Here is a 20,297-nt window from a genome sequence, read left to right as displayed (position 1 = left end):
TCGGTCGCCATCCGAGTCAGTCCTGATGTTGCACAGGAGCAGGCATGAACACGAAGCACAGCAAGAAAGGTCATCTCGAAGCCGCGGCGTCACACCACGAGCAGGCCGCGCGACATCACCGCGAGGCGTCGCGGCATTTCGATGACGGTCAAGACTTTGCCCACGCCGCACATCAGGCGATGATGGCCCATGGCCACACGTTGCATGCGATCGATCAGGCACACGACGCTGGCGCGCACAGCGCCAATACGCCATCAATACCGCCTCCATCGACCGGCTCAACCGTAAGTGCCGCGGACGTGGCAAAACATCATGCGGCGGCCGTGGAGCTTCACACGCAGGCGGCGCAGCATATGCGCCACGCCGTCAAGCTCTTCGATCAGGATCGTAGCGCGGCCTCCCACGACGCACAGCTAGCGCTCTCCCTTGCACTGCGCGCTTTGTCCCATGGCAACGAAGCAGCCAGACTATTTGTCAAGCTCGCTGCCAGTGGTGCATCGTGAGTTAAGGCCGGTTGAATTCAGGCCAGTCACATCTAATTTGGTGGAGTATTCGGAGTGGTGCAGTATCCGCTTATACCCATTCTTGAGCGCACCGAAAGCTGAATCGCTTTCTGCACGGCACGCACGCCGTACAGCACCAGGTTGTCGCGCGGATCTACGGTCGTGGGCCTGCCGCAAAGATCCGCGCATTGATAGGTGTGGCGCAATCCAGCACGCCACTCGCGACTAGGCCTTTCGCTCCAGCAGGTCTGTTGCGAAAGACTTCGCATGCGCTAAAGCCTCTTGCGCGTCGAGGAATACACCGAGCTGATCCCAGTGCTCTTCGACCGAGTACGTTCCTTTCATACCGAGTGCCCTCTGAACGCGCAATTGCGCTGCGTACCTGCCGTCCTCCAATGGTCGGGCAGTCGCAAATACCTTATGCGGAAGATCGGATCTTTCTGGCGGATCCAACTCGACAGGACCGCCACGTACGCCGATTTCTTTCAACTCGTACATGGTTCCGGCCGCCGCGGATCACGAGTCTGCCGAAGTCCCGAAAGCTATGCAGAATGAACACGTTCAACGGGAGATGGTCGATATTGCGCAGCTCCAAGTCGAAGTCGTCGACCAGCCCGCATCGTGCGGCCAGCAAAAGCGCGAGTGCAAAACTCTTCAGTGGCCGCGCGACGAGCGACCGCGCCGCGCTGTAATCGCCGTTGGTCGTGGCATGAAGATAGGCGAGCACGTTGCCGGGCAAAGTCGATGGAACGGCCAGCCTGCCCCGATGCTGCACGATGCGGTTAAATAGCACCCCGACGGATACTTCGAGAAGCGCAGTCAGGCCGAGCGACAGCGCGGCATGCGCAAGCGTCAGCAAATACGGAGTTTCCTCGTCACTCATGTCGCACAGCGCCGACGCATACTCATCCACGATGGACCCTGCCAGAGTTTCGAAGGGTGCGCCGCACGCGTCTGATCATCAGTAAGCGTGTCGCCGAAACCGTCTTGACGCGGAGTTGAGTTACATACGCGCGGGAAGCTGAGCGGCAACGGCCCACGGCGTGAGGTCGCCGACGCGATTGATGGGATGATCGGCGACGCGAGCGAGTACGAAGCGCAGATCTGCCTCGGGATCAACGTTGTTGAGCTTCGCGGTGCCGATCAGGCTACAGATCGCTGCGGCACGTTCGCCGACCATGCGATTAACCGCATCGACGAACTCGCACCGTGGGTCTTCGCCGATCAGCTCCGCACTGCGGTCTGAAGACCCCGGTCACCGGTCAACCCGTTGCTGGTGCCACGCTTACCTGCACACAGAGATGGCCTGATCCGTTGTCGGCACGTCGAAGCGCCCATCGTTGCGTTCCCGCTGATCGGCGTCATCGGCTCCGTGCACCACTTAGCTCCCGCGATTGAGTTCGCGGTTCAGCGCGGTCATTTCGTCAGTGCTCGGGAAAGCGGGGTACGCGCCGAGTCGGTCCATGAGCGTCTGGAGGTTCTGCGGCGCACGGGCCTTGTCCGCTGCCGCGAGCGCTTTGCGCAGGTCATGCGCCGTCAGGGAGGTGCAATAGGCCGGCGTGCCCGGCTGCTGGCGCCAGGAGTCGGCAAGGCTTCCCGCATCGACCGGCTCGAACCCGGTTTCGTCCACCAGCGTCTGCGCGATCGCCTTGGCGGCCGCGTCATCGCCAGCAACAGGTACGGCGATGCGATCGGCTGCGCCGCGCGGCTTTCCCCCGTCAGCAAGCACGCCCGCCAGAATGGCGTTAAACGTTTTCACGACCGGGCGGCCGAAGTGGGCGCCAGACCAGACGCTCTCGGGCTTGCCGTCGTCGACTTCGGCGATATTGCCATCTCGCACGGGATAGTAATTCGAGGTGTCTATGACGACGACGTCCGCCGGCACATCGGCGAACAGGCCGGCGAGCTCCGGGTTGTTCTTGAAAGGAATGGAAAGGACTACGACGTCGACGTCCTTGACCGCTTCGGCCGGAGTGACCGGTTCCGCGCCCACCTTTTGGGCCAACTGGCGTAGTTCGTCGGGGGGGCGGGTTGAGGCCAGCTTGATGCTGTGCCCGTTCGAGGAAAATTTTTGCGCGAGCGTTGCGCCGATGTTGCCTGCGCCGATGATGCCTATTTTCATGTTCGTCTCTCCTAACTGTCGCGAGTGTCGGCTGCAAGCCAACGAGGGTGAAGTTGATCGCAGCCGAGGTGAGGCTGCGTCCGCTACGTCAGACGGCCTTACGGGAGCCGATGATCGCCTTGGTCTCCAGGTATTCGCCGAAGGCAACCTCGCCCCATTCGCGTCCGTTGCCCGATTGCTTGTACCCGCCAAACGGCGCGGCAAAGTCCATGTCGGCATAGTTCAGCGTGACCTGGCCGGCGCGCAGCCTGCGCGCGACCCGCTCGGCCTGGACCGGCTCGCCCTGGACGTAAGCCGCCAGCCCGAACACCGTATCGTTGGCGATGGCGATGGCGTCGGCTTCATCGGCATAACCGATGATTGCGAGAACCGGACCGAAGATCTCCTGCTGTGCGATCGCCATATCGTTCTTCACATTGGCGAAGACGGTCGGGCGAACATAGAAGCCCGTTTCCAGTCCCTCGGGACGGCCAGGACCGCCGGTGACGAGCGTCGCGCCTTCATCGATGCCGGACTGGATCAGGCGCTGGATCTTGTTCCACTGCGCCTCAGATACGACCGGTCCCATCTTCGCGCTGCTAGCCGGATGCCCCACGACCCACTGCTCAGCTGCGGCCAGGGCAAGCTCGGAGGCCTCCGCCATCCGCTCGGCGGGAACCAGCATCCGCGTGGGCGCACCGCAGGATTGACCGCTATTGATCATGACGCCCGCGACGCCCGCCGCCACAGCCGACGCCAGATCGGCGCTGGGCAGGAGGATGTTGGGCGACTTGCCGCCCAGTTCCTGATGCACGCGCTTCACCGTCTGGGCTGCATTGCGCGCCACCTGGATGCCGGCTGGCGTGGATCCGGTGAACGAGACGAGATCGACATCGGGATGGGCGGTCAGGGCATTGCCCACGCCTGCTCCGTCGCCTTGCACGAGGTTGAACACGCCCGCAGGCGTCTGAGCCTCATGAATGATCTCGGCGAAGATCGTCGCCGAATACGGCGAGATTTCCGAGGGCTTCACGACCATCGTGCAACCGGTCGCCAGCGCCGCGGCGACCTTGCAGGCGATCTGGTTGAGCGGCCAGTTCCAAGGGGTGATGAGCGCACAGACCCCGATCGGCTCACGCACGATGTGTGCAGTGCCGTGGGGACCCTCGAAACTATAGCCCGCGAGCGCAGTCCGACCGATCTGAAGGTGGCCGAGACCGACGGGCACCTGATACTGCTCGGCAAGCCAAAGCGGCGCGCCCATCTCCTCCGAAACGGCTTGGGCCAGATCCCTGGCACGCCTCTGGTAGCCGGCGATGATACGGTCGAAGAGCGCAAGACGGTCCTCGGCCGAAGTCAGCGAGAAGGTCTCGAACGCAGCGCGAGCTGCGGCGACCGCTCGGTCGACGTCGCGGGCGTCGCCGATCGCAACCTGGCCGGACACAGATTCATCCGCGGGGTTGATGACATCGATCACGGTGTCGCCGGCAGGCTCTACCCACGATCCGTTGATATAGAACTGAAGACTGTTTTGCATATCCGGGCTCTCCATCTTCGTCAAAAGAGGCCAAGGTATACGCCGTAGACCTGGGCGTCAATTAGGCACCTAGAGTAGCTCAGGTAGGCTTGAGGATACCGCGTGCCATGGGCCAACCCGTTCGGCGGCGGTGTCCCGGTCGCCCTCACAGGCCCTGGTCGACAGGGCCTGCAGGTCGCGCATCAAGCAAACTGCCGATGTTCTGATCCTTCCGCCAACGCGCTTCCGCCCGCCGCCGCGTCGAATGCCTGGCGCGCGGCCTCGACCTCGGAAAACCTGGTGAGCGTCCACTCATGCAGTGCCCGCAATGGCGGCTGCAACGTGCGCCCAAGTGGCGTGATCTGATACTGCACCGCCACCGGAGACAGCGAAACGACCGTCCTCGAGACCAGGCCGTTGCGCTCGAGCCGGCGAAGACTCTGGGTGAGCGCCTTCTGCGTGACGCCTTCGAGGCGCCGCCGGATGGCGTTGAAACGCTGCGGCCCGTCGTCCAGCACGGCCAGCACCATCATCGACCACTTGTCCGCGATCTGGTCGAAGAGTGCGCGGCTGGGACAGTCAGACGAAAAGCATTTCAGTTCGGGAACGGGCATGGTGGTTTCCTTCGATACACCTGGGCGACTTCAGGTGCCTAATTGACGGCAGGTATCAAACATATACCATGATGCCTTTGTTTGCAACGGAGCCTGTTCAATGTCTCACCCCGATACCAGCACCCTGTTTCGTCCCTTCTCAATCCGCTCGCTCAACCTGAAGAACCGGATCGTCATGGCCCCGATGACGCGGCTCTTTGCCCCCGAGGGCGTGCCTGGCGACGCGAACGTCGCCTATTACCGGCGCCGCGCGGAAGGGCGCGTGGGGCTTATTCTGTCCGAAGGGACGGTCATTGACCGTCCTGCATCACGCAACGACGGCGGCATTCCGTTGTTTCATGGCGAGGCCGCGCTAGCCGGTTGGAAAGATGTGATCGATGCCGTCCACGACGCAGGCGGACGTATGGCGCCCCAGATCTGGCACACCGGTTCCACCCGTTACCTCAACAACTGGGAGCCCGATGCGCCGGTCGAGAGCCCATCCGGGCTAGTCGCGCCCGGCGATCCTCGCGGCGTTGCTATGACCGAAGAGGACATCGCGGATACGGTTGCCGCCTTCGCCAACGCGGCAAGAGACGCCAAAGCGCTCGGCTTCGACGCGGCAGAGATCCATGGCGCCCATGGCTATCTGATCGACCAGTTTTTTTGGCCGGGGACCAACCAGCGGACCGATCGCTATGGCGGGCCGACGGTCAAGGAGCGGTCCCGCTTCGCAAGTGAGATTGTCGCTGCCGTGCGAGATGCCGTCGGTCCGGATTTCCCCATCATCATGCGGTTCAGTCAGTGGAAGCAGCAGGATTTGAGCGTGCGCGTCGCCGAGACCCCGGCGATCATGGAGGACTGGCTACTGCCGCTGGTTGAAGCCGGGGTCGATGTCCTGCACTGCTCGCAGCGACGCTTCTGGGAACCCGAGTTTCCTGAGATCGATGGCGAAAACGGGCTAAATTTTGCCGGCTGGGCCAAGAAGGTGACGGGTGCCGCGACGATCAGCGTCGGATCGGTCGGGCTTGAAAAGGATTTCGCCACCGCCTTTTCCGGCGAGGGATCGACCCCTGCGAGCCTGGACCGTCTCGTCGAGCGAATGGAACGCGACGAGTTCGATCTGATCGCCGTTGGCAGGGCCATTCTCCACGACCCAAGCTGGGTCAAAAAGGTTGAACACGGCGAATACGGCGCGCTGAAAGGGTTCGACGCGGCAGCGCTCGCCGAATTGGTCTGACGGTGAGTTCGAGGACGGGAACATTCTTCGAACCCGTCCTCTTCGGTATCCGAATTTCACGCTTTCATCTGTTTTGAGCTTCCCTCGATAGTCCACCCAAACGTCAACGCCAGGACTTTTGTAGCCCTTCCCCAGGTTCGCCAGCCGCCGAGCCAGATGTGCCCATGACTTCACCGATACTCTCGCATGAGCATGCTGCCGCTGCGCGGTTGGTTAGGTTCCTGGACGCCGGAAACAATCGGAGCCGCTGTCGGCCGCTGTTTTGCGCGACGCTTGTCCGCTGACCGCAAATGAAGGGGTGGAAAGCCCCAACTATCCGGGCCTTCACTTTCAGCCGCGAAGCGGCTACGTTTTTGTCGGCGCCCGGGCTGAGCCTTGCGCCGCAATGCTCTCCACGAGGTCCATTCCGCTCGTCGGCGAACAGCCGGATTGCCTGTCCGCCCGAACGCTGCGCTGTCACGACCTGGTCGAGCTCACGTCGGTGCGTAGGCCTGGCATTTTGTGTTGATCGTCCAATTCGTTCGGCAGCGCGGAATTCCGTGGCTGGTTGCTGGGCGCGTGTTATCTGATCTAACGACAGATGCCAGCTTGCCAACAATTCGCGGGCTCGAAGAACCGGGGTTACACCCCCCGGATCCGGTTTTCTGATCGCGGATGAGCCTGGCTGACCGGCGGCTGTGTCGACGATCACCGCGGCCGTCGCGCTCGGCACGATGTGCAATTCACGGGTGCGAAACGGCAGCGAACATTGCGGGTCGGTCAGTGTTTGACGCACCCGGCGCGCGAGTCCCCAACGCATGGTCCAGAACATGTCCGTGTTCGACCAGACGCGGATATTCAGCACCGCCGTGCTGTCGTCGAAGCGGATGACCATCACCTGCGGCGCGGGATCGCGGAGCGCACGCGGGTCGGCTGCGGCGAGCGTGCGCAGCGCCCCAAGCGCGCGATCCACATCGTCACCGCCTTTGTGGCTGCCCTCGCTCTCGCTGCTCCCATTACGGTTTTTGCCGCAGCAAACGTCGCAGCAAACCATCCACTGACCCGCGCGGAAGTCCGTGAGCAACTGGTCGAGATCGAAGCGGTGGGCCACAACCCGGCCCATGCGAACGCGAGCGAATATCCGGTGGACATCCAGGCCGCCGAAGCCAAGGTCGATGCCCATCGGGGGGGCACGTCCGGAGTGAGCGGCAGTCACGCAGTGACCGTCGTGGCAGTCAGTGAAGAAGTGATTGAGATTGAGATTGATAGCGCTGCCGACACGTCCGGAGTGGGTGGCGTCGTAAGCGGCTCGTCCGCAACGGGCGGTCATGCTTACAAGAGCGACGCAGCTCGCACCGGTCCGGGCTCGGTCTACTTCGGTCACTAACCGGCTGACAGGCGACTGACACACCGTCCGCCTGTCTTTCCATAGAAGTGCGCAGAAACACTGCGCGCCACATATACACCAACTGGCTCGGGGAAACGTCATCGCCGTCAAACGCGACCGTTTCATCAATCACTTCTTCTGTCGAGGCAGCCATGAAATCGAAACTACTCACGCACTTCATGATCGCCGCACTGCTTGGTGCGTCGATCCCTGCTTTTGCCCAGCCTCACGACAATCAGCGTCACGATGACCGGTCGGCGCACGGCCCGCAACCACACGAGATGCGTCCGCCCCCCAGGCACGGTCATGGCCCCATGTCGCACGAGGCCTATAACGGCCGGCCGGGCGGCCCGATGCCGCATGCCGACTGGCGCCAGGGCGACCGGCTTCCTCCTGAGTACCGCGATCACAACTACGTGGTCGACGACTGGCGCGGCCACGGACTGCAACCGCCGCCGCGAGGCTATCACTGGGTTGGGGTCAACGGCGATTACGTGCTCGCCGCAATCGCAACTGGCATCATTGCGGATGTCCTGTTCTCCGGCCACTAACACCGGCGGCAACATGTTAAACGCGTTGAATTCATCCACGCAGGCAGCGGCCGTGCACTATTTCGACGAGCAGCCGCGATTCATTCCGTTCAGTCGGTTAGCTTTGCTACGCACCACGCTGTACGATTAACTAATACGTGCTACGCGGCGTGGCCAAACCGATGAGCGTGGCAGAGTACGAGCTCATGCGTGAAGTGCCGGCTGCCTAGGGCCTGTTTACGCTAATCACGGGCTTGCGAACGTGCCTTTCCGCGCGCAGTGCAACGAGAGAGGAGCACCGTTTGCCCGCGCCAAACAAGCGACGACCGACGCCGCAATACGGGCGGAAAGGCACGTTCCCCTGTTTTAAAAAAACTTCAAGGCGCTGGCGGCCAGAAGGGCCGATCGCCCCGTCATGCTCCTTGCGAAAACGTCGAGTATTCGTTGCGTCGCAATCCTTGCGCTCGGCCCTTCTGGCGGCCAGCGCAAGCCCGTTATTAGCGTGAACAGGCCCTAGGAAACCGGACCGCCGACCATCGGCTTCCAACGAAAAAATCGGCGCAAGTTCGGTTCCTTCGGGTGGAACTACTGGCGGGTTAGACGGTCCCTTCGAGCAGCACAAAGTTACCGGTCGCGGCCCCGGCGCGCAGCGCCTTCGCTGCCTGATATTCAGGGCTCTCATAGAACGCCTTGGCATCCGCGAACGAATCGAACTCGATCACCATGTGTTTCGTGTGCGTACCGCCTTCTACATGCTCATGTTTGCCTGAGACTGCAACGATTTTCGGCGCAACATGTTTCGTTGAAAAGCTTGCTATTGCTTCGCCTGCGGCTTTTGAGTAGATCGCATAGGCGGCTGCATCCGTGATGTTTACGTGTGCGACGAGGTAGCCTTTTGGCACGGGTTCCTGATGCATGGCTTGATCTCCTGTTGTTCGCGGCTGAACGACGTGTGCAGCTCGAACGTCGGATCATGCCTGCAGCATCCACGCGGATAAAGCCGTCCCTGTGGACAACAGCATTCGAGCCGCATCAACAATGCTGCGACGCATTGGCCTGGCAATGCGGCCCGAAGCCGGCGTCGATTGTCGCACCCTGCGCGGTTGCGATGCGGGGCCAGGCAGAAAGCGATTCACCCGCCGAAGAAGTTCTTGCCGCTTGATCGGCTCGACCGGCGTCAAGCAGCAGACAACTACATCCGCATGGGCGCGCGATACGCCTCAGAGCTGCTTACGATCCAGCCACTGTTGTAGTCTGCGGTCACTGGCGCAGCCTAGCGTATCTGAGGCCACGAGGTCGCCTATAAGATAGGTATTCTTATATTTGCAGCGAGATTCTGTTGCGTAACCGCACCGATGCCGCGCACTCCACTCAGCACGCCGTGCCCGAGCGCGCAAAGCTGGCACGCATTATCAGGGGCGCGAAGCAATTTGCTTCATGGTCGCCCTGTCAGACATCCGTGCGAATGGACCTTCCAATTGCTCACCTGCCCGACTCCCCGGATGACGCCCTGCGCCCCGAGGCGTGTCCCGACCGCCGATTTCTGACGCAGCGAATGACGTTCCGGTCACATGCTGCTTCGGGACGCGTCACCGGCCAGCGGGGTCAATTCGCTGGACAGCGCCACAGCCCCTCCTTCCAGCATCTTTTTCCGGCCCGCTTCTCTCACGGCGATACTTTCGTCCAGTTGCCGCTCGAGACCGGCGTCTGCGTTGTCAGTCCTCCATCGTGCGACGCAATGCCTCTGACGCGTCAGGTGCGCCAGGTCGAGCGCCTGTTTCGCCAGCCTGGCGCACTCGCACTCCACGTCGTCGCAAACATCTGGAGGAAGGGCATATTTCCAGGTCGAACTGACATACTCCCGGGCATGGTGGACTGTCGCCGGAAAGTCTCGCAGCACGGACGTGATTTGGTGATTGAGCCCCGGACATGCCCGGCAGCGGGCACGGTGCTGCCCGGCCCGTGTGGCCTCGCTGCCATGAACGACGTCGAGGCGATTGCGGCGTGGCTCGGGCTGCACGAATCGGCGCACATGGTGCGCGCCTACCGGCGCGAAGCCGAACGGCTGGTACTGTGGGCCGTCGTCGAGCGCCGACTGCCGCTCTCCTCGCTCACCGCCGGGGACGCGACAGCCTTCCGCGCCTTCCTGCGGAGTCCTGTGCCCGCTGCGCGCTGGACCGGGCCACCCCTCCCCGCGCACGTCGCCGGCGTGGCGGCCATTCGCGCGGGGGCCCACCCCGCGCTCAGCCGCCTACGCGCTGTCGGTGCTGCGCGCCCTCTTTGCCTGGCTGGTCGACCAGCATTACATAATCATCAATCCGTTTGCCGGCGTGACGGTCCGCGGCGCTCACCCGCGCACCCCATTCGACGCCGCGCACGCTCTCGAAGGGCGCGAGTGGAAAACCGTACGCGCGTTTGCAGACCGGCTCGAATGCGCCGGCTGGAAGCCACCCGCGGCACACCGACTGCGCTTCATGCTGGATTTCGGTTACGCCACCGGGTTGCGTGCGCACGAGTTCGTGGCAGCGACGCTCGGCGACATCGAGGTGGAGACGCGTGGCACGTGGTGGATGGAGGTGACCGGTAAGGGGGCCAAGCCTGGCCGCGTGGCGCTGCCACCGCTCGCACGCGATGCCTTGCGCCGCTACCTCAGGTCACGGAGCCTGCCGGTCAATCGGAACCGATGGACGCCAGCCACACCGCTGATAGGTGCACTCGACCGAAATCGGGAAACGGGCCGGAGGGGCGGTCACGGCGCGTCGGGTAATACCGGCATCAGCGTGACGCGGCTGCGGCAGGTGGTGGGTGAGCTTTTCCAGGAGGCAGGGAACATGTCCTGGCGCGCAATCCGGCGCTCGCCGCAAAGCTGCGGCACGCCAGTCCCCACTGGCTTCGTCACACGCATGCCACGCACGCGCTCGACGCCGGGGTCGAACTTGTGACGGTGCGCGACAATCTCCGCCATGCCTCGATCGCGACGACCTCGACCTACCTGCACGGCGAAGAGGCGAAGCGCGCACGCCAGGTCAGCGCAGCGTTCCGGCGTCAGCCACCTCGCCAACCGCGATGCGAGGACAGATTTCGTTCGACCCGGTAGTCGAACGTTGGCGCGAGTGTATCCCCTGACATCTTAGGCACCGGAACGGCACCGGGTTGAACGCATCGATTATCGACATTTAGCACGCAGACTTTGTTGTACCCAACGACGAACCTTGCGCCCCCCGCAGACTTTGTTGTGCGCCCATAGATCGCAAAAAAGAGTTTGACAGACTGTCTTAAGATATATATCGTAAGATGCATCTTACGACACTCATAGGAGAGTCCCAGATGCGTCATCCTCATCATTTTTCCGGTCCGCGCGGCGCGCGCGACCGTTTTCATGGCGGTTTCGGCCTTCCGTCGCCGCAGGCGAGCGAAGTCGCCGACCTCGGCGCCTCCGAAGCATGCGCTTCCTCCGGCGCCCGCCACCACTACCTGCTGCACGTTTTGCGTCACGCCTTTGGCCGCCATCACGAGGGGCGCTTCGGCGGCCGTGGCGCACGCTTCGGCGGTGGTTTCGGCGGTCCGGGCGGATACGGTAGTTTCGGCGGCGGCCCCGGCGGCTTCGGCGGCGACGGCGATGGTTTCCCGCGTGGCCGCAAATTCAGCTCCGACGATCTGCAACTGCTGCTGCTATCGCTGATCGAAGCGCAGCCGAGTCACGGCTACGAGTTGATCAAGGCGCTCGAAACGCGCTCGAACGGCTTCTACAGCCCGAGCCCCGGCATGGTCTATCCAGCACTGACCTATCTCGAAGAACTCGGCTACGTCACCGTGCAGCTCGAAGGCAACCGCAAGCGCTATGAACTGGCGGATGCGGGCCGCGAATATCTGGCCGCGAACCGCGAGCGCGTCGAGCTGATGCTCGCGCGACTTTCGCATATCGCACGCAAGATGGATTCGGTGCGCCGCGCGTTTGCCGGCGAGGAGCCGGCCGACATCAGCGAAGGCGGCTGGGTGCCCGAGCTGAATGAAGCGCGCCGCACGCTGAAGAACGCGCTGCTGCGCCGCGACAACGCGCCGGCCGACGAACAGCGCCGCATCGCAGCGATTCTGATGCGCGCGGCCAAAGAAATCGAAGGCGGCAGCCGTGGCGACATCGCAAAGCCCGGCAACGACAGCGAGCCGACCGCCTGACAACGCGCGCCCGTCCACGAGGCGACCCGCGCGCCCTCCTGAACCGAACCGGAGCATCGCCCACATGCAAGAGCAACACACTCGCCCTGATCTCGCCGTGCATCGCGTACGGCATCCGTTGAAGTTTCGTCTGCTGCAGGTCAAGCAGGTACGCGCGCTGACGCCGCACCTGATTCGCGTGACCTTCACCGGCGACGATCTGCACGACTTCGTCTCAGCCTCGTTCGACGACCACATCAAGGTCTTCTTCCCCGACCTCGGCGCCGACAAACCTACGCTGCCGCAAGCCGGCCCCGACGGCCCGGTGTTCCCGGAAGGCAAGCGGCCGACCGCGCGGGATTTCACGCCGCGCCGTTTCGATCGCGACGCCCGCGAGCTCGACATCGAGTTCGCGATGCACGACGCGGGCCCCGCAGCGACGTGGGCCGCGCAGGCGCAGGTGGGCCAGTATCTGGGCGTCGGCGGCCCGCGCGGTTCGCTGGTGATTCCGACCGGCTTCGACTGGCATCTGCTGATCGGCGACGACACCGCGCTGCCCGCGATCGCGCGCCGTCTCGAAGAGTTGCCTGCCGCCACGCGCGTCGCCGCGGTGATCGAGGTCGCCGATCCGTCGGCTCGCATCGAGTTCACGACGCAGGCCGAGTTGCATCTCGTCTGGTGCTATCGCAACGAAGCCAACACGCAAAACGGCACGCGCGGCGAACCGCTGTTGCACGCGGTGCGCGAGATCTGGCTGCCGGAGAACGGCGAAGGCTACGTGTGGGCCGCAGGCGAAGCGGCAACGATCCGCGCGGTGCGTCAGCATCTATGCGGCGAGCGCGGCGTCGACAAAACGCGGATTCGCGCGGCCAGCTACTGGAAACAGGGCGCGGTCGCGGTCCACGAAACGATCGACGACTGAGCTTCTGCTCGCGTCGCGCGCGGCATTAGCGACGTACTTCGAACGACAACAAAAGGAAATCAACCGATGTACTCAATCACTGCACGGCACGAGCGTCGTTTGTTGTGGCTGCTCGCGCTCACGCAGTTCACGATCATCATGGACTTCATGGTGATGATGCCGCTCGGCCCGCAGATCATGAGCGCGTTCCAGATCGCGCCGGCCGCGTTCGCGACGGCCGTATCCGCGTATTCGTGGTGCTCGGGGCTGTCGGGCCTGTTCGCGGCGACCTATATCGACCGCTTCGACCGGCGCCGTCTGCTGCTCACCATTTACGCGCTGTTCGCGCTGTCGAACCTCGCGTGCGCGCTCGCGTCGAGCTTCGCGCTGCTGCTCGCTGCGCGCGCGTTCGCGGGCATCACGGGCGGCGTGCTCGGCTCCGTGATCATGGCGATCGTCGGCGACGTGATCCCCCTGCAACGGCGTGGCGCCGCGACCGGCACGATCATGACCGCGTTCTCGCTCGCGGCGATCGCCGGCGTGCCGGCCGGCGTGATGCTCGGCGCGCAGTTCGGCTGGGCGGCGCCGTTCTTCCTGCTGGTCGCGTTGTCGCTGCTGGTGTGGTTCGCGGCCTCGCAACAGGTGCCATCGCTGGCCGCGCATCTGAGCCGCCGGCAGCCGCCGCTCGCGGAAGTACTGCCCGAGCTGTGGCGCCTGCTGAGCAACCGAAGCCATCTGAACGCGTTCGCGCTGACGTTCATGATGATGATCGCGCACATGCTGGTGATCCCGTTCATCGCGCCGATGCTGGTCGCCAATCACGGCGTCGCGCCGCGACAGCTGTCGTGGCTTTACATGGCCGGCGGTGCGGCGACCTTCTTCACGTCGCGCCTCGTCGGCAGATTCGCCGACCGCTTCGGCACGCAGCGCGTGTTCCGCTGCGCGGCGCTGCTGTCGTTCGTGCCGGTGCTGTTCATCACGCATCTGCCGAACCTGCCGTTCTACGCGCTCGTGCTGTTCTTCCCGTGCTTCCTCGTGTTGATGAACGGCCGCATGGTGCCCATGCAGGCACTGCTGACCACGGTCCCCGAGCCCGCGCGACGCGGTGCGTTCCTGAGCGCGAACAGCGCGCTGCAGGCGCTCGGCACCGGCACCGGCGCGTGGCTCGGCGGCTTGATGCTGAGCACGTCGGCTGATGGCCGCATCGACGGATATGGAGCCGTCGGCTGGGCGGCAGTGGCGGTCGCATGCGCGGCGGTGCTGTGGGTCTCGCGCGTGAAGGGCGCGCCGCGCGAAGTGGCGGCGGCCAGCGCCGCTGGCGCGACGATGCCTCGCGCCGGCATTGAAGCTCACATCGCTGGAGAAGGTTAGCGATGCCAGGCGGCGCGCGGTGTCGCTTCGCCCACTGCGCGCCGCGCGTTACGCCTCATCGTCGGTGCTGCCCGTCAGCGCGCGCCGCGCGGCCTCGCCCTGCCCGTGCGACGCCGTGTAAAACACGCGCGCCCGGCCGATCACGATTTTCAGCGTCGCGATGACGGGCACCGCGAGAAAAATCCCAGCGACGCCGCCAAGCTGATCGCCCGCGAGCAGTCCGACGATTACCAGAAACGGACTGACCTCCACGCCTTCGCTCATCAGATACGGATTGAGCACGTAGTCCTGGAACAGCCGGTACAGTCCGATAAAAATCACGAGCCACAACAGGTGCGGATAGCCGCTGAATACGGCTACCACGAGCGTGATCGCGACCGCGGCAAGCGGCCCCGCGAACGGCACGAATTCGAGCATCCCCGCGCTGACCGCGAGCAGAAACGCGTACGGCACGCCGAGCAGCGAAAACACGACGCCGTAGCTAAATAGCGTGGCGAGCGACAGCAACAGCAGCGCGCGCACGTACTTGGACAGCAGCACGTTCAGATCGTCGACGATCTCGTTCCACAGCACGCGATGCCGGCTGTTCAGCAACGCCAGAAACGCGTCGCGCATCCGTTCGCCGTCCTTGATCAGCAGGAAGCTCAGAATCGGAATCAGCACCAGGTAGATCAGGTTGCTCGCCGCATGAACGACGCCGAGCCCGAGGCTGCGCGCCAACGGCACGGCCTTGTCGGAACCGGTCTCGATCTGGCTGCGCACGAAATCGACGATCCGCTCGCGCAGCGGTTCGAGAAAATGCGGAAGCGGAAAACGGTTCGGCACATCGGTGCGCAGAAGTGCGGGCAGTTGCGTGACGAGGCGCGTCGCCTGATCCTGCAATTCCACGCCGAACACTGAGCCAACCACCGCGAGCAGCGCGACCACGACGACGAACACGACCGCGATCGACACGACGCGCGGCATGCGGCGCGGCCTCACGCGTTCGACCAGCACCACCATCGGGTAGATCAGATAGCTGAAAAACACCGCGAACACGACGACGAGCACCGTCGTCGACGCGATATAGATGAGGAAAAATAGCAGCGCGAGCAGAGACGCGGTCCAGATTTTCCTGGCCGCGCCGACGTCGAATCCCAGCATGAAGCGTCCTCGAATGGGCGATGCGGCGCCGACGCGACGAGTGCGCCGGCTGACTCTGGACCGTAACAGAAATTTACACGTTCCGTGTGTCCGAACGCCGCGCCGAGAGGGCGCGACGCGGCGAGCACCGGCAGCGTGCGAGGCGCTACGCACGCGGTGCGTCATTGCACGGCTTGCGTGCCTGACTTGATGCGCCCGAAACCGGGGGGCAGGATAAATGAGGCTGCGGGTATGTGAAGTTTCGGCTCGCTAACTCTTCACACGCTCTCGTACCTCTTCGGTTTCTTCGCCGATTCTCGCCTGTATCCTACCGGCTATTTTTTCGGCCGCCCCTTCGGCCTGTTTCGCGCGATTGCCGGTGACCTTGCCAATCGCTTCCTTGACCGAGCCCTTGAGCTCCTTCGCTGTACCTTCTACACGATTCCTGTCCATGGTGCCTTCCTGCTAGGTTTGACTGTGGAGTTGCCTGCTGGCGTTGCAACGAAACAGCCAACGTACGGCGCGACGCGCCTCGTCATGGCGCGGATCGCTTCGCCAGAGGCGATCCGCGTCGGAGCAACCTGAAAATTCCTAGCATTCATCGTTCCCGATATCCAGTGCGCCGCGCATCGTCATCTCACCGTGACGGTGTCCTTCGCGGCGTCGTTGGCGGCATCCTTGCCGTGAGCCGGATCAGGATCATCATCTTTCGCGCCATGAAAGATATGCTTGAAAAGTTCCTTGTTCTTTGCGCCATTCAAGAGGTTTCGCAGCGCGGCTTCGTCATCGGCCGGCTTGAACGAAAGCACTCTCTTGCGGTAGCGCTCCCTGCGTTCATCGAGCATGTAACTCGCCGGTAGCGGCAGTTCGCGCCAGCCCACGTCTAGATCGATGCCTTCGAAGGTCAGCAGCCCCGCATCGTGATTGATGAAGCACGCGGGAGGCTTGGTCCGGTCGATCACGTAGACGCACTGCTTCTGCAGATTACCGGCGTCGGGCAGCTTGCCGCGGAAGACCTTGTCACGCAGGAACGTGCACATTTCTTCCCAGCACTCCTCGGTGGATTTTCCCGCCGCGCAGGACCGCAAAATTTCGGTCTTCAGAATGGCCTCTGGCACGGCATAGTAAATCGGATAACCCGCTCTCAGGTAAAGTTGCAGTTGCAACACTTCGTAACAGCGGCCCAACGCATGGATCGACGGCACGAGCAAAGACCGTTCATCCGACTCGTCGCCTTCGGTGGGTCCGGTCGCCGTCTGACTGCCCTTCGAGCGGGAGTCGACGTAGGGAGCGGCCTCGCCTTCCTCTTCCGCGATACGCTTCTTCTCCTCGACCTCGCGTTCCGCGATGGTCCGCGCCCGTTCTTCTTCTCCCCGGCAAATGTGAACATAGAACACGAGGAACGTGAAGGCCGTGACCAGCAACGCAAGCAGCCAGCTCTCACCCATGCTGGTTGCGCGATCAGCGTCGCTGACTTCCTTCATCACCGCGGCGACCTTTTTAATGCACTCGATGCCGGGAGGAAAGCAATCCGCATCCGGCACGCGATGCGAAAAGGTCACCACCCAGTAGATACCGCTGCCCACCAGAACCGCAATGCCGCCTGGCGCGGTGAGGGCGAGCTTTTTTGCATGAGGGCCCTGCTCGACGTGGGAAGCGGGTTTGTCGCCGAAGGGTTTGGAGCGGCGATTCTCATCTGACGGCTTTTCCATGCGCATTGCCTCCTGATCGATCAAGAGCACGAGAATGCGGGAAGCGGTGACGTATAAACGCACCGCAGGTCGGACGAGCGCCGTGATGAGGGCTGCGAGCAGGCTTTGCCGGTCGGGACGGGGCTGAACTATCTATCTAAGATTGCGCCCGGAAAGATGTCAATTGGCGCGCGTAGTTTGTGTCCGCCAGACCACAATTGGCACCGGCGGCTGATGGGCGGGACATGCCAAGCAGACCTAAGGGCGGGCGCGGGTGCGCCGGGCCGCGCGCCCCGCGCGGCATGCGATACGCCGCGCAAGTCAGTCGCCATGCTCCGCGCCCAGCGCCGCCAGTGGATGCGCGTCGCGATGCCACGGCGAACTCAGGAAATGCCGCACGCGCTCGGGTTGCACATCGGCGAGCGTCGCCGGTGACCAGCGCGGCCGACGGTCCTTGTCGATCAGTTGCGCGCGCACGCCCTCGCGGAAATCGCCTTCCTCGATCGAGCGCTTCACGATGCCGAGCTCCATCCGGAAGCAATCGGCAAGCGTCATCTGCCGGCCGCGCAGCAGCGCTTCGCGCGTCACGTGCTGCATCGTCGGCGAATGGGCGGTCAGTGCGTCGTAGGTCGCTTGCAGCCATTGCCGCACCTCGCGCGGCGGTTCGCGTTCGAGATCCTGACGCAGTGTCGCGACGATGCGCTCGACGCCCGAACGCCGGTCGAAGTGGCGCAGGATCAGTTGCGTCAGCGCGCCGAGCGGCGCGTGCGGCACGATATTGCACGGCGGCTCGAACACGGCGCGCAGCGCGTCGATGCGCTCGCCGTCGTGCGACATGCGCTGCAGACGTTCCTCGAAGCTCGCGAGCCAGTCGGCCGGCACGCACAGGTCGGCCAGTTGCAGGCGCATCGCATCGGCGCCCGCTAGCGTCGCGCCGGTCAGCCCGACATACAGCGCAAGCTCGGCCGGCATCACGCTCAGAAAGCGGCTCGCGCCGACGTCAGGCACGAAGCCGATGCGCGTCTCCGGCATCGCGATGCGGCTGCGTTCGGTCACGATGCGCAGCCGCGCCGCCTGGCCGAGGCCCATGCCGCCGCCCATCGCGATGCCGTCGAGCAGCGCGACCACCGGCTTTGGAAACGTGTGCAACGCGTAATCGAGCCGGTACTCGTCGACGAAGAACGCGAGCCAGCGTGGGTCGCCCTGCGTCGCGAGCCGATGCACCTCGCGCACGTCGCCGCCCGCGCAAAAGCCCTTGTCGCCAGCGCCCTTCAGCACCAGCGCGACGATCCCGGGATCGGTGCGGCAATGCTCGACCAGCACCGCGAGTTCGCGCACCATCGCGTGCGACAGCGCGTTGAGCGCGGCAGGCCGGTTCAGCGTGATGATCGCCACGCGGTTGACGACGCGAAACAGCACGTCGGGTTCGGCTTGCGTGTTCGTCGCGTCGCGCATTTCGACCGCAAAGCCGTGCAAAGCGCTCATCGCTGCGTCTCCCGCGATGCACGGCTCGTCTGCCAGCGCGGCGCGCGTTTTTCGAGGAACGCGTTGACGCCCTCGCGCTGATCGGCGCCATCGAACAGATCGACGAAGCGCTCGCGTTCTAGTGCGAGCGCGGCGGCGCGCGGCACGCCATGCCGCGCCTGATGGATCAGCTCCTTGCTGAAGCTGACCGCCTGCGGGCTCAAACCGGTGACGCGCTGCGCCATGTTCAACGCGGCTTCACGCGCGGCGCCGCGCTCCACCACCTCTTCGACGAGACCGATGCTGAGCGCGGTCGCCGGATCGACGCGCTCGCCGGTCAGAATCATCCGCTTGGCCCAGCCTTCGCCGACGAGCCACGGCAGCGTCTGCGTGCCGCAGCCGCATGGCAGCAGACCGACCGCCGTCTCGGGGAGCGCCAGCACCGCATGCTGCTCGGCGATGCGGATATCGCACGCGAGCGCGCATTCGAGACCGCCGCCCATCGCAAAGCCGTTGAGCGCCGCGATGACGACGGGCCGCGCGTTCTGCAGCGACTCGAAGGCCGTGCCGAAACGCGCGGCCGTGGTGCGCGCGACTTCGCGATTGCCGTCGGCGAACGTGTTCAGATCGGCGCCCGCGCTGAAAAACTTCGGACCGTCGCCGGTGATCACGAACGCGCGCACGCGCGCATCGGCGTTTAACTGCTCGACGGTGCGTTGCAATTGCAGCAGAGCGTCGGGCGTGCAAGCGTTCGCGGGGGGCCGTTTCAACGTGATCAAGGCAACGGCGCCGTCATGTGCGTAATCTAGGTCGATCATTGCGTGCCTCCCTGGCCGTTACCGCCGCGCTCACGCGAGCGATACAGCTTGATCACCGCCGAAAAGTCCAGGCGCCCCGCGCCGTTCGCGCTCATCGTTTGATAAAGCTGCTGCGCGAGCGCGCCGAGATAGACCGGTTGACGCACGCCACGCGCGGCATCGGTGGCGAGGCCGAGGTCTTTCAGCATCAGGTCGGTGCCGAAGCCGCCGCTATAGCCGCGCGACGACGGCGCGGTCTCGATCACGCCCGGCATCGGGTTATACGTGTCCGAACTCCAGCAGCGCCCGGTCGACGTATTGATGATGCTACCGAGCACCTTCGTGTCGATACCGAGCGCCTCGCCGAGCGACATCGCCTCGGCGACGCCCGCCATCGAGATGCCGAGCACGAGGTTGTTGCAGATCTTCGCGACCTGGCCCGTGCCGGTGTCGCCGCAATGCACGATGTTTTGTCCCATCGCCGACAGCACTGGCTTGACCTGCTCGTACGCGCTCGCACTGCCGCCGACCATGAAGGTCAGCGTGCCCGCCGCCGCGCCGCCCGTGCCGCCCGAGACCGGTGCATCCACGAAGCTGTTGCCATGAGCCGCGGCGAGTTCGGCAAACGCTTTCACGCTGGCGGGATCGATCGTGCTCGAATCGATGATCGGCACGCCCGGCGCGATGCCGGCGAGGATGCCATCGTCCGCGACGAGCACGCTGCGCACGTGAGCCGCGGCGGGCAGCATCGTGATTACGCATTCGACGTCGCTCGCGGCGGCTTGCGGTGAGCGGGCCGGCTGCGCGCCCGCGTCGACGAGCGTGCGCACAGCTTGCGCGCTGAGGTCGAACACGGTGAGCGCGTGGCCCGCCTTCAGCAGGTTCAGCGCCATCGGCGCGCCCATATTGCCGAGTCCGATAAAGCCGATCTTCATGATGTCGTCTCC

Annotated in this window: 19 protein-coding genes and 3 pseudogenes; 8 read left to right on the top strand and 14 right to left on the bottom strand. The window is 64.0% G+C overall.

Annotated features, from left to right (window positions below; translation table 11 throughout):
* Window positions 1–44: 44 nt before the first annotated feature.
* The gene (locus OKW44_RS03905; protein WP_162634052.1) at window positions 45–503 is read left to right on the top strand and encodes a hypothetical protein; all 459 of its coding nucleotides are present in this window, start codon (window positions 45–47) and stop codon (window positions 501–503) included.
* A 225-nt stretch (window positions 504–728) separates the two neighbouring features.
* Here the strand turns inward: OKW44_RS03905 and OKW44_RS03900 are convergent.
* The 6 genes and pseudogenes from OKW44_RS03900 to OKW44_RS03875 form a co-directional block, all read right to left on the bottom strand.
* Window positions 729–995 (bottom strand): annotated as a pseudogene (locus tag OKW44_RS03900) (hypothetical protein); the annotation flags it as partial.
* The gene (locus OKW44_RS03895) at window positions 922–1,416 is read right to left on the bottom strand and encodes a hypothetical protein (RefSeq protein ID WP_018425376.1); all 495 of its coding nucleotides are present in this window, start codon (window positions 1,414–1,416) and stop codon (window positions 922–924) included. The pseudogene OKW44_RS03900 and the gene OKW44_RS03895, both read right to left, overlap by 74 nt.
* Before the next feature lie 90 nt (window positions 1,417–1,506).
* A pseudogene (locus OKW44_RS03890) lies at window positions 1,507–1,677 on the bottom strand (transposase domain-containing protein); the annotation flags it as partial.
* Between the two features lie 207 nt (window positions 1,678–1,884).
* Entirely contained in the window at window positions 1,885–2,667 is a 783-nt protein-coding gene (locus tag OKW44_RS03885; RefSeq protein WP_429409520.1) for an NADPH-dependent F420 reductase, read from the bottom strand.
* A 46-nt stretch (window positions 2,668–2,713) separates the two neighbouring features.
* The gene (locus OKW44_RS03880; protein WP_018425379.1) at window positions 2,714–4,141 is read right to left on the bottom strand and encodes an aldehyde dehydrogenase family protein; all 1,428 of its coding nucleotides are present in this window, start codon (window positions 4,139–4,141) and stop codon (window positions 2,714–2,716) included.
* A 182-nt stretch (window positions 4,142–4,323) separates the two neighbouring features.
* Window positions 4,324–4,734 (bottom strand): winged helix-turn-helix transcriptional regulator, encoded by a 411-nt coding sequence (locus OKW44_RS03875; protein WP_018425380.1) that lies wholly within the window; start codon window positions 4,732–4,734, stop codon window positions 4,324–4,326.
* 100 nt (window positions 4,735–4,834) lie between these two features.
* Between OKW44_RS03875 and OKW44_RS03870 the strand changes: the two genes are divergently transcribed.
* Window positions 4,835–5,953: an NADH:flavin oxidoreductase gene (locus OKW44_RS03870; RefSeq protein ID WP_018425381.1), complete on the top strand. Its 1,119-nt coding sequence runs from the start codon at window positions 4,835–4,837 to the stop codon at window positions 5,951–5,953.
* 103 nt (window positions 5,954–6,056) lie between these two features.
* Here OKW44_RS03870 and OKW44_RS03865 read toward each other — a convergent pair whose 3' ends face one another.
* Window positions 6,057–6,986 (bottom strand): hypothetical protein, encoded by a 930-nt coding sequence (locus tag OKW44_RS03865; RefSeq protein ID WP_429409517.1) that lies wholly within the window; start codon window positions 6,984–6,986, stop codon window positions 6,057–6,059.
* Here OKW44_RS03865 and OKW44_RS03860 point away from each other — a divergent pair.
* Window positions 6,921–7,319, top strand: a complete 399-nt coding sequence (locus OKW44_RS03860) for a DUF4148 domain-containing protein (RefSeq protein WP_239499271.1) — start codon at window positions 6,921–6,923, stop codon at window positions 7,317–7,319. The genes OKW44_RS03865 and OKW44_RS03860 overlap by 66 nt on opposite strands.
* A 152-nt stretch (window positions 7,320–7,471) precedes the next feature.
* Window positions 7,472–7,870: an RcnB family protein gene (locus tag OKW44_RS03855; protein ID WP_026226684.1), complete on the top strand. Its 399-nt coding sequence runs from the start codon at window positions 7,472–7,474 to the stop codon at window positions 7,868–7,870.
* 575 nt (window positions 7,871–8,445) lie between these two features.
* Here the strand turns inward: OKW44_RS03855 and OKW44_RS03850 are convergent.
* Window positions 8,446–8,766: a DUF1330 domain-containing protein gene (locus OKW44_RS03850; RefSeq protein ID WP_018425385.1), complete on the bottom strand. Its 321-nt coding sequence runs from the start codon at window positions 8,764–8,766 to the stop codon at window positions 8,446–8,448.
* Window positions 8,767–9,812: 1,046 nt separating this feature from the next.
* Here OKW44_RS03850 and OKW44_RS03845 point away from each other — a divergent pair.
* From OKW44_RS03845 to OKW44_RS03830, 4 genes and pseudogenes are all read left to right on the top strand, one after another.
* Window positions 9,813–10,946, top strand: a pseudogene (locus OKW44_RS03845) (tyrosine-type recombinase/integrase); the annotation flags it as partial.
* A 230-nt stretch (window positions 10,947–11,176) separates the two neighbouring features.
* Window positions 11,177–12,025, top strand: coding sequence for a PadR family transcriptional regulator (locus OKW44_RS03840; protein WP_018425387.1), 849 nt, complete (start codon window positions 11,177–11,179; stop codon window positions 12,023–12,025).
* Between the two features lie 64 nt (window positions 12,026–12,089).
* Entirely contained in the window at window positions 12,090–12,926 is an 837-nt protein-coding gene (locus OKW44_RS03835; RefSeq protein ID WP_018425388.1) for a siderophore-interacting protein, read from the top strand.
* A 66-nt stretch (window positions 12,927–12,992) separates the two neighbouring features.
* Window positions 12,993–14,276, top strand: coding sequence for an MFS transporter (locus OKW44_RS03830; RefSeq protein ID WP_018425389.1), 1,284 nt, complete (start codon window positions 12,993–12,995; stop codon window positions 14,274–14,276).
* A 48-nt stretch (window positions 14,277–14,324) separates the two neighbouring features.
* Here OKW44_RS03830 and OKW44_RS03825 read toward each other — a convergent pair whose 3' ends face one another.
* The 6 genes from OKW44_RS03825 to mmsB form a co-directional block, all read right to left on the bottom strand.
* The gene (locus tag OKW44_RS03825) at window positions 14,325–15,419 is read right to left on the bottom strand and encodes an AI-2E family transporter (protein ID WP_018425390.1); all 1,095 of its coding nucleotides are present in this window, start codon (window positions 15,417–15,419) and stop codon (window positions 14,325–14,327) included.
* A gap of 249 nt (window positions 15,420–15,668) precedes the next feature.
* Complete coding sequence (locus OKW44_RS03820) at window positions 15,669–15,851, bottom strand: CsbD family protein (RefSeq protein ID WP_018425391.1); 183 nt, start codon at window positions 15,849–15,851, stop codon at window positions 15,669–15,671.
* 179 nt (window positions 15,852–16,030) lie between these two features.
* Window positions 16,031–17,110: a hypothetical protein gene (locus OKW44_RS03815; protein WP_018425392.1), complete on the bottom strand. Its 1,080-nt coding sequence runs from the start codon at window positions 17,108–17,110 to the stop codon at window positions 16,031–16,033.
* A 300-nt stretch (window positions 17,111–17,410) separates the two neighbouring features.
* Window positions 17,411–18,574 carry an enoyl-CoA hydratase/isomerase family protein gene (locus OKW44_RS03810; RefSeq protein ID WP_018425393.1) on the bottom strand — a complete coding sequence of 388 codons (1,164 nt, stop codon included), beginning with the start codon at window positions 18,572–18,574 and terminating at the stop codon, window positions 17,411–17,413.
* Window positions 18,571–19,371 carry an enoyl-CoA hydratase gene (locus tag OKW44_RS03805; protein WP_018425394.1) on the bottom strand — a complete coding sequence of 267 codons (801 nt, stop codon included), beginning with the start codon at window positions 19,369–19,371 and terminating at the stop codon, window positions 18,571–18,573. Before OKW44_RS03805 ends, OKW44_RS03810 begins: the two co-directional genes overlap by 4 nt.
* On the bottom strand, window positions 19,368–20,285 hold the full coding sequence (mmsB, locus tag OKW44_RS03800) for a 3-hydroxyisobutyrate dehydrogenase (RefSeq protein ID WP_018425395.1): 918 nt from the start codon (window positions 20,283–20,285) through the stop codon (window positions 19,368–19,370). Before mmsB ends, OKW44_RS03805 begins: the two co-directional genes overlap by 4 nt.
* Window positions 20,286–20,297 lie beyond the last annotated feature (12 nt).

The sequence above is a fragment of the Paraburkholderia lebeckiae genome (assembly GCF_050436325.1).
GTDB classification, from domain to species: Bacteria; Pseudomonadota; Gammaproteobacteria; order Burkholderiales; family Burkholderiaceae; genus Paraburkholderia; species Paraburkholderia tuberum.
This window is presented reverse-complemented; position numbering and strand designations above follow the sequence as displayed.

Excerpts from the sequence above, each read along its gene's own strand:
- OKW44_RS03905 (WP_162634052.1), top strand. The coding sequence starts at position 45 with ATGAACACGAAGCACAGCAAGAAAGGTCATCTCGAAGCCGCGGCGTCA.
- OKW44_RS03880 (WP_018425379.1), bottom strand. The coding sequence starts at position 4,141 with ATGCAAAACAGTCTTCAGTTCTATATCAACGGATCGTGGGTAGAGCCT.
- OKW44_RS03875 (WP_018425380.1), bottom strand. The coding sequence starts at position 4,734 with ATGCCCGTTCCCGAACTGAAATGCTTTTCGTCTGACTGTCCCAGCCGC.
- OKW44_RS03870 (WP_018425381.1), top strand. The coding sequence starts at position 4,835 with ATGTCTCACCCCGATACCAGCACCCTGTTTCGTCCCTTCTCAATCCGC.
- OKW44_RS03865 (WP_429409517.1), bottom strand. The coding sequence starts at position 6,986 with ATGGTTTGCTGCGACGTTTGCTGCGGCAAAAACCGTAATGGGAGCAGC.
- OKW44_RS03855 (WP_026226684.1), top strand. The coding sequence starts at position 7,472 with ATGAAATCGAAACTACTCACGCACTTCATGATCGCCGCACTGCTTGGT.
- OKW44_RS03850 (WP_018425385.1), bottom strand. The coding sequence starts at position 8,766 with ATGCATCAGGAACCCGTGCCAAAAGGCTACCTCGTCGCACACGTAAAC.
- OKW44_RS03840 (WP_018425387.1), top strand. The coding sequence starts at position 11,177 with ATGCGTCATCCTCATCATTTTTCCGGTCCGCGCGGCGCGCGCGACCGT.
- OKW44_RS03835 (WP_018425388.1), top strand. The coding sequence starts at position 12,090 with ATGCAAGAGCAACACACTCGCCCTGATCTCGCCGTGCATCGCGTACGG.
- OKW44_RS03830 (WP_018425389.1), top strand. The coding sequence starts at position 12,993 with ATGTACTCAATCACTGCACGGCACGAGCGTCGTTTGTTGTGGCTGCTC.
- OKW44_RS03825 (WP_018425390.1), bottom strand. The coding sequence starts at position 15,419 with ATGCTGGGATTCGACGTCGGCGCGGCCAGGAAAATCTGGACCGCGTCT.
- OKW44_RS03820 (WP_018425391.1), bottom strand. The coding sequence starts at position 15,851 with ATGGACAGGAATCGTGTAGAAGGTACAGCGAAGGAGCTCAAGGGCTCG.
- OKW44_RS03815 (WP_018425392.1), bottom strand. The coding sequence starts at position 17,110 with ATGGAAAAGCCGTCAGATGAGAATCGCCGCTCCAAACCCTTCGGCGAC.
- OKW44_RS03810 (WP_018425393.1), bottom strand. The coding sequence starts at position 18,574 with ATGAGCGCTTTGCACGGCTTTGCGGTCGAAATGCGCGACGCGACGAAC.
- OKW44_RS03805 (WP_018425394.1), bottom strand. The coding sequence starts at position 19,371 with ATGATCGACCTAGATTACGCACATGACGGCGCCGTTGCCTTGATCACG.
- mmsB (WP_018425395.1), bottom strand. The coding sequence starts at position 20,285 with ATGAAGATCGGCTTTATCGGACTCGGCAATATGGGCGCGCCGATGGCG.